The 15394-nt window shown below is 71.8% G+C and carries 14 protein-coding genes; 1 reads left to right on the top strand and 13 read right to left on the bottom strand.

All coding sequences use genetic code 11. From position 1 onward, the window contains the following. Nucleotides 1–13 precede the first annotated feature (13 nt). On the bottom strand, nt 14–1651 hold the full coding sequence (locus ABZ848_RS12195; protein WP_360829428.1) for a serine/threonine-protein kinase: 1638 nt from the start codon (nt 1649–1651) through the stop codon (nt 14–16). Nucleotides 1652–1879: 228 nt separating this feature from the next. On the opposite strand from ABZ848_RS12195, the gene ABZ848_RS12190 reads away from it, so the two are divergent. Further along, complete coding sequence (locus tag ABZ848_RS12190; RefSeq protein WP_360829849.1) at nt 1880–2512, top strand: phosphatase PAP2 family protein; 633 nt, start codon at nt 1880–1882, stop codon at nt 2510–2512. A 17-nt stretch (nt 2513–2529) separates the two neighbouring features. On the opposite strand, the gene ABZ848_RS12185 is transcribed toward ABZ848_RS12190, so the two are convergent. Genes ABZ848_RS12185 through ABZ848_RS12130 form a run of 12 tightly spaced genes read right to left on the bottom strand, consistent with a single transcriptional unit; the run spans nt 2530 to nt 15394 of the window. After that, nucleotides 2530–3864, bottom strand: a complete 1335-nt coding sequence (locus tag ABZ848_RS12185) for a glutamate-1-semialdehyde 2,1-aminomutase (RefSeq protein ID WP_360829425.1) — start codon at nt 3862–3864, stop codon at nt 2530–2532. Nucleotides 3865–3871: 7 nt separating this feature from the next. Continuing rightward, entirely contained in the window at nt 3872–4423 is a 552-nt protein-coding gene (gene rfbC, locus ABZ848_RS12180; protein WP_360829422.1) for a dTDP-4-dehydrorhamnose 3,5-epimerase, read from the bottom strand. Then, nucleotides 4420–5646, bottom strand: coding sequence for a polysaccharide pyruvyl transferase family protein (locus tag ABZ848_RS12175; protein ID WP_360829419.1), 1227 nt, complete (start codon nt 5644–5646; stop codon nt 4420–4422). The genes rfbC and ABZ848_RS12175 overlap by 4 nt, the downstream gene beginning before the upstream one ends. Then, nucleotides 5643–6599: a glycosyltransferase family 2 protein gene (locus tag ABZ848_RS12170; RefSeq protein WP_360829416.1), complete on the bottom strand. Its 957-nt coding sequence runs from the start codon at nt 6597–6599 to the stop codon at nt 5643–5645. The genes ABZ848_RS12175 and ABZ848_RS12170 overlap by 4 nt, the downstream gene beginning before the upstream one ends. Next, complete coding sequence (locus ABZ848_RS12165; protein ID WP_360829413.1) at nt 6596–7903, bottom strand: hypothetical protein; 1308 nt, start codon at nt 7901–7903, stop codon at nt 6596–6598. The genes ABZ848_RS12170 and ABZ848_RS12165 overlap by 4 nt, the downstream gene beginning before the upstream one ends. Continuing rightward, complete coding sequence (locus ABZ848_RS12160; protein ID WP_360829410.1) at nt 7900–9183, bottom strand: DUF4910 domain-containing protein; 1284 nt, start codon at nt 9181–9183, stop codon at nt 7900–7902. Before ABZ848_RS12160 ends, ABZ848_RS12165 begins: the two co-directional genes overlap by 4 nt. Further along, nucleotides 9171–10196 (bottom strand): SDR family oxidoreductase, encoded by a 1026-nt coding sequence (locus ABZ848_RS12155; RefSeq protein WP_360829407.1) that lies wholly within the window; start codon nt 10194–10196, stop codon nt 9171–9173. The genes ABZ848_RS12160 and ABZ848_RS12155 overlap by 13 nt, the downstream gene beginning before the upstream one ends. A 3-nt stretch (nt 10197–10199) precedes the next feature. Beyond that, nucleotides 10200–10847, bottom strand: coding sequence for a PIG-L deacetylase family protein (locus ABZ848_RS12150; RefSeq protein WP_360829405.1), 648 nt, complete (start codon nt 10845–10847; stop codon nt 10200–10202). Then, nucleotides 10844–11629, bottom strand: a complete 786-nt coding sequence (locus tag ABZ848_RS12145) for a sugar phosphate nucleotidyltransferase (RefSeq protein ID WP_360829402.1) — start codon at nt 11627–11629, stop codon at nt 10844–10846. The genes ABZ848_RS12150 and ABZ848_RS12145 overlap by 4 nt, the downstream gene beginning before the upstream one ends. Beyond that, nucleotides 11626–12885: a class I SAM-dependent methyltransferase gene (locus ABZ848_RS12140; RefSeq protein WP_360829400.1), complete on the bottom strand. Its 1260-nt coding sequence runs from the start codon at nt 12883–12885 to the stop codon at nt 11626–11628. The genes ABZ848_RS12145 and ABZ848_RS12140 overlap by 4 nt, the downstream gene beginning before the upstream one ends. Beyond that, nucleotides 12882–14126 carry a glycosyltransferase gene (locus ABZ848_RS12135; RefSeq protein WP_360829397.1) on the bottom strand — a complete coding sequence of 415 codons (1245 nt, stop codon included), beginning with the start codon at nt 14124–14126 and terminating at the stop codon, nt 12882–12884. The genes ABZ848_RS12140 and ABZ848_RS12135 overlap by 4 nt, the downstream gene beginning before the upstream one ends. A 2-nt stretch (nt 14127–14128) precedes the next feature. Further along, nucleotides 14129–15394 carry an O-antigen ligase domain-containing protein gene (locus ABZ848_RS12130; RefSeq protein ID WP_360829394.1) on the bottom strand — a complete coding sequence of 422 codons (1266 nt, stop codon included), beginning with the start codon at nt 15392–15394 and terminating at the stop codon, nt 14129–14131.

Here is a 15394-nt window from a genome sequence, read left to right as displayed (position 1 = left end):
GACCACGGCTCGTTCAGTTCTCGGCGGCGTTCACGTCGACGACCTTGCCCTTCGTGTCGGTCCTCAGGTACCCCACCCGGTCGTACTTGTCGGAGAGGTAGACGCCCAGGCCGAACTCCGGGTAGAAGGCGTTGGGCATCATCACCAGGACGTACCGGTACTTCGGGTCCTTGACGTTGAGCTTCTTGTCCGCCTCTTTCATGAGCGCGGGAATCTTGTCCCAGTCGAAGCGTTCGGGGGTGAAGGGCTTGTCGAGGCTGGTCAGGGTGCCGTCGATGATGTCCTTCTCCACGCCTTGGCCCGGGCGGTAGGAGTAGCTCTCGTACGCGACGTTGCTGCCGTTGACCATCACCTTCGCCGACAGGTAGTCCGAGTAGACGGTGAGGCCGCCGAACCGTTTGCGGCCGGTCTCCTTCTCGATCGCGTTGATGGCCGTGCGGATGTTGTCCGGAGTGAGCAGGTTCGTGTTCGCGGACTGCGTCTCGGGGGCCTGCGACGTCCGGGAGGCGGGAGTGGCACTCGGCGAGCCGGTCGCGGTGAAGGTCGAACCGCCCGCGCCCCCGGAGTCGTTGCCGCCCAGGGGCAGCACCCACCACAGCACGGCGAGAACCCCGACGAGCGAGGTTCCCGAGAGGCTGAGCAGGACGGGCCGGGCGGGCCCGCGCCTGCGGGGTGCGGCCGCCGGGGCGGTGGGCACACCGGCCGGAGCGCCGCCGTAGGGGACGAAGGTGGGCGGGGACGGGGGCGTCGGCGGGCTCAGCTGGTACGAGGTCGGTTCGTCCCGCATGCTCGCCTGCCCGGTCGGCTCCGCCTCGATCCCGGCCAGGCGGCGGTCGAGCTCGGCGGCGGTCGGGCGGGCCGCAGGGTCCCGTACGAGGACGTCCATCAGGACAGGGCCCAGCGGGCCGGCCTGCGTCGGTGGCGGGACGTCCTCGTGGAGGACCGCGGCGAGGGTGGCCAGGGTGGTGCCGCGGCGCAGGGGGTGGCGGCCCTCGACGGCGGTGTACAGCATCATCGCGAGGGACCAGAGGTCGGAGGCGGCTCCGCCCTCGTTGCCGGTTATGCGCTCGGGTGCCATGAAGTCGGCCGTGCCGATGATGGAGCCGGTGGCGGTGAGGTTGGTCGTCTCGCGGATCGCGGCGATGCCGAAGTCGGTGAGGACGGGGCGCCCGTCGGGCCGGAGCAGGACGTTGGCGGGTTTGACGTCCCGGTGCTGGATGCCGGCGTCGTGCGCCGCGGTCAGCGCCGCGAGGACCCCGCGGCCGATCCGTGCGGCCTCAGCCGGGTGCATGGCTCCACGGGCCAGGCGGTCGGCCAGGGAGCCGCCGGCGACCAGCTCCATCACCAGCCACGGGTACGTGCCTTGGCCGCCGTCGACGATGTGGTGGATGGTGACGACGTTCGGGTGGTCGATCCGGGCCAGGGCGCGAGCCTCGCGCAGGACGCGTTCGCGCAGCATCCGTGCGCCGTCGGGGTCGTACTCGGCGAGGTCCCGGTCGGGCGGGCGGACCTCCTTGACCGCCACGAACCGGTGCAGAGCCAGGTCCCTGGCCCGCCAGACCGTGCCCATCCCACCCCCGCCCAGACGGGCCTCCAACTCGAAGCGCCCGTCGACGACCCGTCTGGCGGGACCTCTGTCTGCCTCACTCATGGCCGGGAGCTTAGTTGGCACCGGTGACATCGCTCGCCCGCGTGTCGTGAGGCCCCGACGTCGATCTCCAGGGCAAGAAACATCAAAGCGCCCTTCAAGGCCGGTCCGTCTGCGATGTGCCGTGACCGGATTGTTGGTTAGGGTCACCTCAAGGGGCTGAGTCGAACTCCAGGGGGGCTTGGGTTGGAGCGCCTGGCGGAAGCGGAGCCGGAGGTCGGCCGGGCGCGGTTGGGCGTCGTCGGCCCGTGGCTCTGGCCGGTCTCGGTGCTCGCCGCGCTGGTCGTCGCTCTCATCGGGGTCATGTACGCCGGTCATACCCAGCCGGGCCGGGTGGACCGGTGGTTCGTCAAGCCGACGGAGGACAGCGTGCGCGGCCCCTGGAGGCGTGTCGCGCTGTCCCTGGACTTCCTCGGGGAGCCCGCCGGTTCGGCGATCGTGATCGGGGCCGCCGTGACGGCATGCCTGCTGCTACGGCGGCCCCGCGCGGCCGTGCTCGTGGTGGTCGGCGTCGCCCTCGCCGTGGGAACGGCGACGCTGCTCAAGCACGTGGTGGGCCGCACCATCCACGGCCCCGGCAACCTCTCCTATCCCAGCGGGCACACCGCTTTCTTCACCGCACTCGCCCTCATCGGGGCACTGTTCGCGACCGGTCGGCTCGGCCTCGGCCGGACGGCCGGCACGTCACTCGTACTCGCCGCGGCGCTCGTGGCCGGCGCCGCCATGGGGTGGGCGCAGGTCGCGCTGGGCGCGCACTATCCGACCGACGTCCTCGGCGGCTGGTGCACCGCGCTGGCGGTGGTCCCGGCGACCGCATGGCTGGTCGACCGGACGGCCGATGCCCGTCGGCAGGGGCGTCCCTGATGTCACCTCACGGTGCGTTACACCAGGCGGCGGAAGACCGGTTTCACGGGTCGTCCGCCCAGCCAGGGGGTCGGGTCGCCGGCGTCCAGCGCCTTGCGGTAGACCGCGCAGGCCTGCGCCACCGCGTCGACGGTCTGGTCGATGTCGGCGTCGCTGAGCGCGCTGCTCACCACGAACGACGGTGCCAGCACCCCGCCCGCCAGGAGCCGGCGCAGGAACAAGGTGCGGTACTCCTGCGAAGGCTGCCCGCTCCCGTCGAGGGTCGCGAAGACGAGGTTGCTCGCCCGGCCCCGGACGACGACGTGTTCGCCGACGCCCATGCCGGCCGCGGCGTCGCGGACACCGGCGGCCAGCCGCTCGCCGAGGGCGTGCAGCCGTGCCGTGACCCCTTCCTCGGAGTAGACGGTCTGCACGGCCATCGCGGCCGCCAGCGAGTGCGTCTCCGCACCGTGCGTGGTGGACAGCAGGAACACCCGCTCGCCGGAGTGCCGCAGCCCGCCGTGCTCCATCAGCTCGCGGCGCCCGGCCAGCGCGGAGACGGCGAACCCGTTGCCGAGCGCCTTGCCGAAGGTGGAGAGGTCGGGGACGACGCCGTACAGGCCCTGGGCGCCCGCCTCGGACCAGCGGAAGCCGGTGATCATCTCGTCGAAGACCAGGACGCAGCCGTGCCGGTCGGCGAGTTCGCGCAGGCCGGCGAGGTAGCCGGGCGGCGGCTCGGAGTGGGTGGCGGGTTCGAGGATCACACAGGCGATCTCGCCCTCGTGGCGGGTGAGCAGTTCCTCCGTGGCGACCAGGTCGCCGTACGGGAAGGTCACGGTGAGGTCGTTGGTCTCCGCCGGAATGCCGGCCGACATGGGCGTGGTGCCGATGAACCAGTCGTCGACGGAGAAGAAGGGGTGGTCGGCGCAGATGGCCACCCGCGGGCGGCCGGTGGCGGCGCGGGCGAGGCGGACCGCGGCGGTGGTGGCGTCGGAGCCGTTCTTCGCGAACTTCACCATGTCGGCGGTCGGCACCGTGGCCAGGAAGCGCTCCGCGGCCTCGACCTCCAGGACGGACGGCCGGACGAAGTTGCTGCCGCGGTCGATCTCGCGCCGTACCGCCTCGGTCACGCGCGGGTGGGCGTGACCGAGGCTGACCGAACGCAGACCGGAGCCGTACTCGATGTAGCGGTTTCCGTCGACGTCCCACACATGGGCGCCGCGGCCGTGACTGATGACCGGGGCCAGGTCCTCGGGGTACTGGTCGTCACCCTTGGCGTAGGTGTGCGCGCCGCCGGGGATCAGGGCATGCAGCCGCTCGTTCGCCTCCCGCGAGCGGGGCAGGAGGAGTTCTGCGGTGTCTTGGGTGTGCAAGCCGGCCTCAACTTTCTAGGTGCTTCAGGACCTCGGCGAGGCTCGGTGCCTCGCGGTCCCGTTGGGACATCGAAGTGACCGGCAGCGGCCAGTCGATGGCGAGCTCCGGGTCGTCGAACGCGATCGTCACGTCCTCGGACGGGTCGTGCGGGCGGTCGATGCGGTAGGAGGTGTCGGCGGTCTCGGTCAGCGCCTGGAAGCCGTGCGCGCACCCCGCCGGGATGTACAGGGTCGTCTGGGTCTCGCCGGACAGGTCGAACGAGGTCCAGTTGCGGTAGGTCGGCGAGTCCGGACGCAGGTCGACGACGACATCGAAGATCCGCCCGTACGAGCAGCGCACCAGCTTGGCCTCGCCCGAGCCGGAGCGCAGGTGCAGGCCGCGCAGCACGCCCCGGACCGAACGGGAGACGCTGTCCTGGACGAAAGCGTACGGGTCGAGGCCCACCGAGCGGAGCACTTCGACGTCGAAAGTGCGGCAGAAGAAGCCACGTTCGTCGGCGTACGGCGTCGGCTCGAACAGGTACGCGCCGGCGATCTCGGGGACTTCGGTGGCTTTCATCGGGCCTTCCGTGGGGAGTTGGCGTTCGCCGGGAACAGGGTCGCGGTCAAGGCGGTGAACTGCTCGGTGAGTTGCTCTGCGGCGACCCGGTTGCGCTCGGCGAGGGTCTGCCGCAGCTCCGCCGAGTGCTTCTCCAGGTCCCGGAACTGTTCGAGGAGCCGGTCGGCGTCGACCTCTCGGGCCGGGTGGCAGTAGGCGCCGAGGCCCATCCGGTCCATGAGCGCGTCGCTCTTCGCCGCGTAGCAGAGGGCGAGCACGGGCGTTCCGGTCTTCAGCGCGCAGATCAGGTTGTGGTAGCGGACGGCCACCACGGTGTCGGCGGCCGCCATCTCGTTCATGAGGTCGGCCAGCGAGCCCGGTTCGGCCGCGGTGACGAGCGGGGAGTCGACCGCGTCGAGGATGGCGGCGACCACCGACAGGTCGCACTGGTCGCCGGTGAGGAGCCGGATGGGCCGGCCTTCCTCGACGAGCGTGCGGACGAACTTGATCGTCCCGTCGAGGTATCGCTCGTAGATCTCCTCGGACCGGGCGCGGTCGTCGTTGCCGCCGTGGAAGTCCATGACGCCGAGGCAGACGGTGCCGGGCGTGCCGGTGGGCGCGCTCGACCTCGGTGTCGGCAGGGAGAACGCGAGGTCGGGATAGACCTCGTCGCGCGAGGTGTTCACGCCCATCGCCCGCATCGCGTCACGGGACTGGCCGTCCCGGTACGACCGGTACGCGGCCAGCCGTGCCGACCAGCGCACCAGGGCCCGGGTCGGGCGGCTCTTGATCTCGGCGGCGCCGACGCTGACCAGCGCGACCCGCGTGCCCACCAGCCGTCCGCTCGCGCAGAGCAGGAACAGCGAGTACGGGAAGCCCCAGGGGCGCAGCGGCAGGGTGGCCTCCAGGACGCCCATGCCGGGCACGATCACCACGTCGTGCCTGCGCACCCAGGCGGCGGTGCGGAAGACGTCGACGAGCTTGCCGAGTCCCTTCGAGGCGATCGAGCCCACGCGGGAGGCGGTGCGGTACTCGGCGCGGTTCCAGTGCAGCCGCGTCGCGGGGATCCCGAACCTGGCCGTCACCGCCTCGGGTCCGCCGCACAGGGCGTCCACCTCCGCGTCCGGGTGCTCGGCGCGGAGGTATCCGAGGACGGCTTCCAGCGATCCGTCGTTGCCGAGGTTGCCGGAGCCGAGCAGCCCGAACACCCCGACGCGCACCGGAGTTTCGTGCGTGGACGTCATGCCTGCCTCCCTTCACGGCCTTCGCGGCCGGCGACGAGCGCGTCGACGGAGACGGTGAGCTGGGCCGGGTCGACCGGGGCGCGGTCCTCGACCCGCTCACCGGCGCCCGGCCGGGCCCGGCTGGTCATCCAGGCGGCCATGTGGCGGTAGCAGGCGCGCCGGTCGGCCGGGGAGATCGGCGCCCGCCGGATCGCCGAGGCGAAGCCCCAGACGTACTCGGCGAGCAGCCGGGGCGTCGGGTGCAGCAGGCCGGCCCGGCGCGGGTCCAGGTTGACGCACCGGGAGCGCTTGGACGGGTTGGCCCGCTCGGCGCGGGTGGGGTGGTCGCGGCGGAAGTACAGGAGTTCCGGCACCTGGTGGAAGCGGCCGTGCAGGGCGATCTCGGCGACGAAGGTGCGGTCGGCGTGGTGGTAGCTGTCCATCGGCTTCACCCGGCGCAGGGCGGCGGCCCGGATCACGCCGTAGAAGTCGTCGCCGCCGGGCTCGAAGAGCATGCTGCGGAAGCGCTCCGGGGCGTGCGGCGAACCGGTCGCGAGGGTGTACTCGTAGGGGACCTTCACCTTGCCGTCGCCGTCGATGACCGCCTGGTCGGCGTGGGCGAGGATCACGTCCGGCCGCTCGTCCAGCGCCTCGACGCAGCGCCGGATCAGGTCGCGGGCGTAGAGGTCGTCGTGCGAGGCCCACTTGAAGAGTTCGCCGCGGCACTCGTCGAAGACCCGGTTGTGGTTCGGGGTGGCGCCGATGTTGCGGGGCAGCCGGAGGTAGCGGATGCGCGAGTCCTGCGCCGCGTACTTGCGGCAGATGGCCTCGGTCCCGTCGGTGGAGGCGTTGTCGGAGATGACCAGCTCGAAGTCCTCGTAGGTCTGGCCGAGCAGGGCGTCGAGCGACTCGGCCAGGTACTCCTCGCCGTTGTAGACGGGCAGGCCGATGGTCAGCCTGGGCTGGGAGGTCATGAAGTCCTCACTTCGGGAACGGAGTTGGTGTGGCGCTCGCGCAGGGCGGACCGCAGTTGCAGCCACCACACGGCCGAGCCGCTGAGGGTCGCGGCCGCGACACCCCAGGCTGAGCCGGCCGTACCGGCGAGGGCCGCACCGCCGAGTCCGCCGCCGACGTAGCAGGCGGAGGCGAACAGTTGGCAGCGCAGGCTGCGCCGGGCCGCGCCGAGGGCGCGCAGTCCGGCGGCCGCGCCGGTGCCGAGGCCGGCGCCCGCGACGCTGAGGGTGATCTGGACGATGAGGTGCGAGGAGGAGTTCCAGACGTCGCCGAGCACGAGCTCGCCGAGCCGGCCCGGCATCAACAGCAGCGCCGATCCCCAGACCAGCGCCGCGACGGCCTGCCCGCCGCCCAACAGGAGGCAGAACCTGCCCAGTTGGTGGGGGGCCTGCCGCAGCACCCGGGCCGCCTCCGGGACGGTCACCAGCGAAAGACCCATCAGTACGGCGAGGAACGGGCCCATCAGGAGCTCGGCGCCGCGTACCGCGCCGACCGCGCTCACTCCGACGATCGCGCCGAGCCCGTACGCCCGCAGCTGGCTCGCGCCGCTGAGGCTGACGTTCTCGACCAGGTACCGGTAGCCGAGATCACGCTGCTCGCGCAGCCAGCCGCGCGCCTCGGTCAGCCGGGGCCGGATGCCGGACTGGAAGTAGCCGTACCCCGCGGCCACCGTGGCGGAGGCGCCCCAGGCGAGCACGAAGGCGGCCACGGTGTCCACGTGGGCCGCGACGACCATGGCCGGGACGAGCGCGATGCCCCACACGACGTCGTTGAGGAACGCCTTCCGCCCGGCGCCGGCGGCGAAGAACGCGAACCGCCAGGCGTCCTGGAGGAGCAGCCCCGGCAGCATGACGGCGAGGGCGACGAACGCGGGCCCCACCCGGCCGCCGAGCCCGAGCCCGGCCACCAGGCACAGCACGCCGATGGCCGAGCCGACCCCGAGTGCCGTACCCGTCGAGCGGGCCACCGCCCCGCGCCAGGACGCTTCCGGCACACCGCTGAAGCGCACGGTGAGCGGGTCGGTGGCAAGGCCGCGGGAGACGTTGAGGACCACGCCGTACGTCACCCAGGCCAGGCTGAACACGCCGAACGCGGTCACCCCCAGCGAGCGGGCCACGTAGATGCCCACCGCGAAGTTGGAGATGCTGGAGGCCGCCTGGTCGGCCAGTCCCCAGGACAGCCGGCCGACCAGCGCCCGCTTGGCGGATGGGGCCGGTGGCGCCGTGGTCTGCGGGTTCTCCCCCTCGACGGGCAGCGACGTCATGTCTTGATCAGCCCTGCCTCGTGCAGGGCACCGGCCGCGCCGGCGACGGTGTCGAACGGCAGCCCGGACCGCTCGGCGACATCGAGCAGGTCGTGCTCGCCGTCGGAGAGGTTGAGCACCCAGAGCATGGCCATCTGGGCCTGCTTGGTGTCGCTGCGCCCGCCGAGCGCGTCGTACAGCCCACGCCGCCCCAGCTGGGGTTCGCCGTACGGGCTGAGGTTGACGTACTGACGGTTGCGGTCCAGGACGGCGAACGCCTCGCGGCAGACGGCCAGGGTGTCCGCCATCGCCTCCGGGGAGACGAAGTCCAGGTTGTCCGCCGACGTGTGGTACTCCGGGTAGCCCGCGTACGGGGTCCGGGTGAGCGAGCCGACGCCGAGGTTGAAGCCGGGCGAGCAGTACTGCCGCTCGTCGTAGCCGTACGGGGTGAACTCGTTGACCCGGTGCGGGCGTTCGGAGGCGGTCAGCACGTACCGCAGCACACGGTCGATCTCGGCGTCGCCGCGCCGGCTCTGCTTGTACGTCAGCTGCCCCGGGTCCCCGGCGCAGGCCAGCACGAGCCCGTGCTTGACCCGCTCCACCCGCTCGGCGTTGCGGGCCAGCCAGGTGATCGCGCCGATGGTGCCGGGCGCGAAGATGAACCGGTAGGTGTAGTACGGGTTTTCCTCGGCCAGCGCCCGGGCCAGGAAGACCGCCACCGCGACGCCGGCCATGTTGTCGTTGGCCAGCGCCGGGTGGCAGACGTGGCAGGAGACGATCACCTCGTCGGCCACCTGCCCGGGGACGACGTGCTCGGCGTAGGTGAGGTGTCCGTCGGCGAGGGTGGAGTCGATGCGGACCTCGTACTCGCCGTCCGGCATCGCGTCCAGCGTGTCCTGGGCCAGGCAGAAGCCCCACTCCGGCTTGTAGTAGCTGGTGCGGTACGGCACCCAGGACGGCTGGTCCGGCAGGGTGTGCAGGTGCGGGCGCAGCTCGGCGAGCGGCATGGTCGCCGACACCGGGACGCTGTAGCCGAGCACGTGCAGGCTGGACGCGGCGAAGTCGACGACCCGGTGGCCGGCCGCGTCGGCGATGTACGCGTCCCGGATGTTCCACTCCTGCGGCACCGTCCAGTCGAGCACCTGCGTCCCGGTCGGTACCTCGTGCACCTGCAGCGGGATGTACTCGCCGACGATGTCCAGGGTGGCGCGCACACCGTCGCCGGTGATGCTCCGGCAGAGCGGGCACAGCCGCTCCACCAGGGCGTACATCTCGTCGCCTTGCATGGTCACCGGCTCCACCGCAGGGTGTCGTCGACGGTGCCGGCCTCGGACGCCGCGCGCAGCACGGCGAGGCGGGTGAAGCGCTGGTCGAAGGCCTCCTTGGTCAGCCCGAACTTCCGGTAGGCGTCGGCGAGTTCGAGCGCGCCGCGCTTGACCGACCACTCGATGTCGAAGCCGGGGATCGCGGCGCGGAACCGGGAGAAGTCCACCCGGTAGGAGCGCGGGTCGGCGCCGTTCTCCCCGGTGATGTTCACCTTGGAGCCGGGCACCGCCTCGGCGACCTGCTCGGCGATCTCGGCGACCGTGACGTTGTTGGTCTCGCTGCCGATGTTGAACGCCCGGTCGTGCACGGCTTCCCGCGGCGCGCCCAGCGCGGCCGTGAAGGCGCGGGCGATGTCGACGGCGTGCACCAGCGGACGCCAGGGGGTGCCGTCGGAGAGGACGAGGACCTCGCCGGACAGCAGGGCGTGGCCCACGAGGTTGTTCAGCACGATGTCCGCGCGCAGCCGGGGCGAGTAGCCGAAGGCGGTGGCGTTGCGCATGTAGACCGGGGTGAAGTCGTCGTCGGCCAGCTCGTGCAGGTCGTCCTCGACGCGCACCTTGGACTCCGCGTACGGCGTCACCGGGCGCAGCGGGGCGTCCTCGGCCACCAGCTCGTCACCGCCTGCCGCGCCGTAGACGGAGCAGGTGGACGCGTACAGGAAGCGCCGCACCCCGGCGTCGCGGGCGAGCTCGGCGAGTCGTACGGACGCGTGGTGGTTGATGTCGTAGGTGAGCTCGGGCGCCAGCGAGCCCAGCGGGTCGTTGGAGAGCGCGGCCAGGTGGATCACGGCGTCGACGCCGGCCACGTGCTCGGCCGTGACGTCACGCAGGTCGACCCGGTGCCCCTGCGGGTCGGCGGGGGTCTCGCCGAGGACGCAGTCGGCGAAGAGGCCGGAGTCGAGGCCCACGACCTCGTGTCCGGCGGCGGCGAGGACCGGGGCCATGACGGTGCCCAGGTATCCCTGGTGACCGGTCAGCAGTACGCGCATGGTTCAACCCCCAAGGTTGAGCTTGAGTTTGGTGACGGCGAACGCTTCGGCGTATCGCTCGTGGCATTCGATGCCGCGGATCCGCGCGAGGCCGAGGAAGGCCTCCCGGTCGTACCAGGGGCGGTGGCGCTGCGAGGCGTAGTGCTCCTGCAGCAGCCGTACCTTCTCTTCGGCGATCTCCGACGACAGCGGCTGGTAGGCCGCCATGCGGCCGAGGTCGCCGTCCCACTTGACGATCTCGTAGCCGAGCACGAGGTGGTCGCGGAAGGCCGTGGGTATGAGCTGCGCCAGGCCGCGGTGGTCCTGGTGGGCGTCGTCGGTGCGCGGGGCGAGGATCAGGTCCGGGTCGGTCTGGGCACGCAGTTCCTCGACCGCGGCCTTGGCCTCGTCCCAGTGCACGGGCATCCGGCCGTCCGGCAGTTTGAGCACGGTCAGCCGCAGGTCGGCGCCCGGGCAGAAGGCGGCGAGCGCGGCCCGCTCCTCCTGCTCGCGTTCGGTGCCGCCGCCGGAGAGCACCAGCGCGTCGACCCGGAGGCCGGGCCGCGCGAGGCACAGGGCGAGCAGCGTGCCGCCGGCGCCGATCGCGATGTCGTCGCAGTGGGCGCCCACGGCGACGATCGCGTCCGGGGACCCGGCCCCGAGTCGGATCACGCGCGCACTCCCTGCTCCCACACGGCCCACGGACGGTCGCCCTGGGCATAGGCGGCGTCGAGCGCGGCGCGCTCCTTCACGGTGTCGGTCGGCTTCCAGAAGCCGCGGTGCTGGTGCGCCACCAGCCGCCCCCGCTTGGCGAGTTGGGCGCAGCCGTCGGCGACCAGGTCACCGTTCTCCGGGATGTGGTCGAAGACCTCCTGGCGGAGCACGAAGTAGCCGCCGTTCTCCCACAGCGGCAGTTCGCTCACCGCGGTGATGCCGCCGACCAGGTTGTCCTCGCCCAACTCCACGCAGTGGAAGGAGGACTGGGGCGGAACCACCATCATCGACGCGCCGGCGTCGCGCTGGGAGAACTTCTCGATCATCTCGGGCAGCGGGGCGTCGGTGAGGACGTCGGCGTAGTTGGCGAGGAACATCTCGTCGCCGTCCAGGTGGTGGCGCACCCGGCGCAGCCGCTCACCGATCGGCGACTCGATGCCGGTCTGCGCGAACGTGATCGTCCAGTCGGCGATGTCGGTGGACAGCAGCTCGGTCTGCCCCTTGCGGAGCACGAAGTCGTTGGACGTCGTCTCCTCGTAGTTGAGGAAGAAGTCCTTGATGTGGTGGGCGCCGTAGCCGAGGCACAGGATGAACTCCTTGTGCCCGAAGTGCGCGTAGTAGCGCATGACGTGCCAGATCAGCGGGCGCGGGCCGACCATCGCCATCGGCTTGGGCACGTCGTCGGATGTGCCGTTGCGCATCCGCATCCCGTAACCGCCGCAGAACAGAACGACCTTCATGCTGTGACCTCTTCCGACGCGGCCTCGACAACGCTCAGTTCCGGGATGGGGAAGACGAGCCGGCCGCCCCATTCGTGCACGAAGGACAGCTGCTCGGTCAGTTCGGCCCGCAGGTTCCACGGGAGGACGAGCACGTAGTCCGGCTTGTCGGTGGCGATCTGCTCGGGCGGCAGGATCGGGATGCGGGTGCCCGGGGTGAACCGGCCGTGCTTGTACGGGTTGCGGTCGACCGTGTAGGCGAGCAGGTCGGGCCGGATGCCGCAGTGGTTGAGCAGGGTGTTGCCCTTGCCGGGGGCGCCGTAGCCGACGACCGTCTCGCCGCGCTCGGCCGCCTCGATGAGGAACTTGAGGAGGTCCCGGCGCACCTTGGCCACCCGGTCGGAGAACTCGGTGTACCCGGACAGCTCCTGCAGCCCGGCCGCCTTCTCGCGGGCCAGTACGTCGGCCACCCGCGAGGTCGGCTCTCCGGCCACCTCGGCCGGCCGCGCCCACAGCCGGATGGAGCCGCCGTGCGTGGGCAGCAACTCGACGTCCACGAGGGCGAGTCCGCCGCTCGCGAGGGCGCGGATCGCCGAGGCGACCGTGTAGTACTGGAAGTGCTCGTGGTAGATCGTGTCGTACTGGTTCTCCTCGATGAGGGTCAGCAGGTGCTGCACCTCGATGGAGACCCAGCCGTCGTCGGCGACCAGGGCGCGCAGGCCCTGGGTGAAGCCGACCACGTCGGGGATGTGCGCGTACACGTTGTTGGCCACGACCAGGTTCGCCGGGCCGTGCTCGGCGCGGACCTTCGCGCCGGTCTCCGGGCTCAGGAACTCGGTGAGCGTGGGCACGCCCTTGTCGCGCGCCGCCGCGCCGACGTTCACCGACGGCTCGATGCCGAGGCAGCGGATCCCCCGGTCCACCACGTGCCCCAGCAGGTAGCCGTCGTTGCTCGCGACCTCGACCACGAAGGCGTCGGAGCCTTCGGCGCCGAGCCCCACGCGCTCCACGGCGTCGGCGACGAACGTGCGGGCGTGCTCCACCCAGGAGGTCGAGAAGGACGAGAAGTAGGCGTACTCGCTGAACGTCTCCTCCGGCGTGATCAGCGGAGGGATCTGCGCGAGCCAGCAGTCGGTGCAGACCCGCAGGTGCAGCGGGTACGCCGGTTCGGGCCGGTCCAGTTGGTCCGCGGCGAGGAAGCTCTCGCACGGCGGGGTCGCCCCGAGATCGACGACGCTGGCCAGCGTCGCCGAGCCGCAGAGTCGGCATCGTGTCATGTGCTGTTCCCATCCCCCCTGCTCGCGCGGGTGTCCCCGCCGCGAGTCCGTTCCGACCGGACCGCGATCGCGGTGCGGTACTCCTCAACCAGGCGCTCCAGCCCGACCGCCGGGCTGAAGCCCTGTTCGTAACGGAGCCGGGCCGCTCGGCCCATCTCCCGGTTGGTGCTCGGTTCGGCCGTGATCCGGCGCAGGCAGGACGCGAGCGACGCGGACTCCCCCGGCCGGTGCAGCAGTCCGGTCACGCCGTCCTCGACGAGTTCGACGAAGGCGCCGTGGCCGGCGGCGACGACCGGGACCCCGGCCGCCATCGCCTCCACGACCACCAGGCCGAACGCCTCCAGCCAGGTCGAGGGGGCCACCACGGCGACCGACCGCGCGATGGCCTTCTGGCACTCCGCCGTGTCGTACAGGCCGACGTACCGCACGTCGTCCCGGCCCGCCGCCCAGGCGCTGACCTCCGCCTCCAGCGGTCCGGTGCCGGCGATCACGAGCGGTACGCCCGCGCCGCCGCCCGCCGCCAGCTCGTCCCACGCGGCCATGAGCAGCCGTACGCCCTTGGCCTCGGCGAGCCGGCCCAGATAGAGCAGGTGCTCGCCGTCGTCCGACCGGCGCGCGTCCGGGTCCGGCACGAAGTTGTGCTTCACCGCCAGCCGCTGGGCGGGCATACCGGCCCGTACGAGGATGTCGCGCTGTGCCGCGGAGATGCACAGGAACCGCTCGACGCCGGTCCACCACCGCCGCCGGTTCGCCGACATGCTGACCGCGAGCGGCACGGTCGCGAGGCGGGAGTTGCGGTAGCAGCCGTGCCGGACCGCGGGCAGCGGCACCGACGAGCCGACGCACTCGGTGCACGGCTTTCCGTCCCGCTGGAGTGTGCCGGGCGGGCAGACCTGGGTGTAGTTGTGCAGCGTCGCGACGGCGGGCACGCCGGCGTCGGCGCAGGCGGCGAGCACCGCGGGCGACAGGAGCGGGAAGACGTTGTGGACGTGCACCACGTCCGGCCGCTCGGCGCGCAGCCGCGCCGCGAGCTCCGTACGGACCGCCGGGTTCCACGGGACCTGCAGGGGTACGGCGACCTTGCCGAGGAGGGACATGGCGCCGATGTCGTCGCTGCGCCGCTCGAACAGCTCGACCCGGTGGCCGCCGGCGCGCAGCAGCTCCACCTCCTGGTCGACGACCTTGTTCTCGCCGCTCGGCTGGGCCGAGGCGTAGCGGTTGTGCACCACGAGGACGTGCATGCTCAGGTCACCTCCGATCCACGGGCCCAGCGCGGCACGCGCGGTCGGGGAACGGCAGGCGCCGGACGGGCTTCGAGCGTCTTGGGGGCCTCGGGAATCCCGAGCGGGGCAGTGACGGGTGCCGCCAGCAGCGAGGCGGCCAGGGCCAGATGGAGCAGGTACGGCGAGGCGTCGCCCAGGCCGGCCTCGGTGTACGAGGCGATCGCGCAGTAGCTGATCAGGAAGATCGCGCAGGCCCGCTGCAGGGACGGCGGCCGCAGCAGCGCGACTCCGCCCAGGACGACGATGATGACGGCGACCAGGGTGACGCCGATCAGGCCCTGCTCGTTGTAGACGGCCAGCCAGCTGTTGTCGATCGGCAGTCCGCCGAAGGACTTGTCGCCGAGGCCGACGCCGAACAGCTTCTCCCCCGTCGTCCGGGGTGCGGCCAGCAGCGCGTCCCAGACCTTGGCCCGGCCGGTGAGGCTGGAGAAGTTCTCCTTGCTCTGTCCGCGCAGGAACCACGACTGGAGCATGGAGGCGAACCCCACTGCGGCCACCGTGGCGCACACCACCGCCCAGGTGAAGAAGCGGCGCGCGGCGGCGCTGGTGAGCAGGAGCGAGCCGATCGCCAGCAGCAGCCCGAGCAGCAGACCGAGCGTGGCCGTGCGGGTGTGGGTCAGCGCGAGCAGGACGAGGGACGGCACGATGACCACGGCCGCGCTCTTCCCGTCGGTCCGGTGGCCCAGCAGGAGCAGCACGGTGAGCCCGACGATCACCGCGGCGTACTGTCCGATCTGCGGCGGGGTGAGCGGCCACAGGTCGCCGACGAGCCGTCCGCCGTAGAGGTCGGGCAGGGCCATGCCCGGGGAGACGACCAGGCCGAGCGCCACCAGCCCGAGCACCGCGAAGTACATCCGGATGTGGTGCCGGACGAACGTCAGGCCGCCGTCCCACCAGCGGGTGAGCAGCCACAGCGTGCACACGAACAGGGCCAGCCGGAAGCAGCGGAACAGCGCGCCGAAGCCGGACTCCAGGTGCGCGCTGGAGATCACACTGGACACCAGGAGCACGGTGAGCAGGAACACGTAGGCGGTGGGCCGGATGCGCAGCTGGACGTTGATGGCGAGCGCCAGCGCGAACGCGGCGACCAGCGCACCCATGGTGACCATCTGGATCAGGGAGCGGGGCAGCGGGACGATGGTCTTCGCTCCGGCGGAGCCCAGGGTGTTGAGGATCAGCAGCCCCCAGACCGTCCCGACGATCTTCGGCGTGCGGTTCGCCGTCAT

Source organism: Streptomyces sp. NPDC047081 (genome assembly GCF_040643775.1).
In the GTDB taxonomy this organism is placed as follows: Bacteria; Actinomycetota; Actinomycetes; order Streptomycetales; family Streptomycetaceae; genus Streptomyces.
The sequence above is the reverse complement of the archived record's forward strand: the minus strand, read 5'-3'. Positions and strand labels throughout refer to the sequence as shown.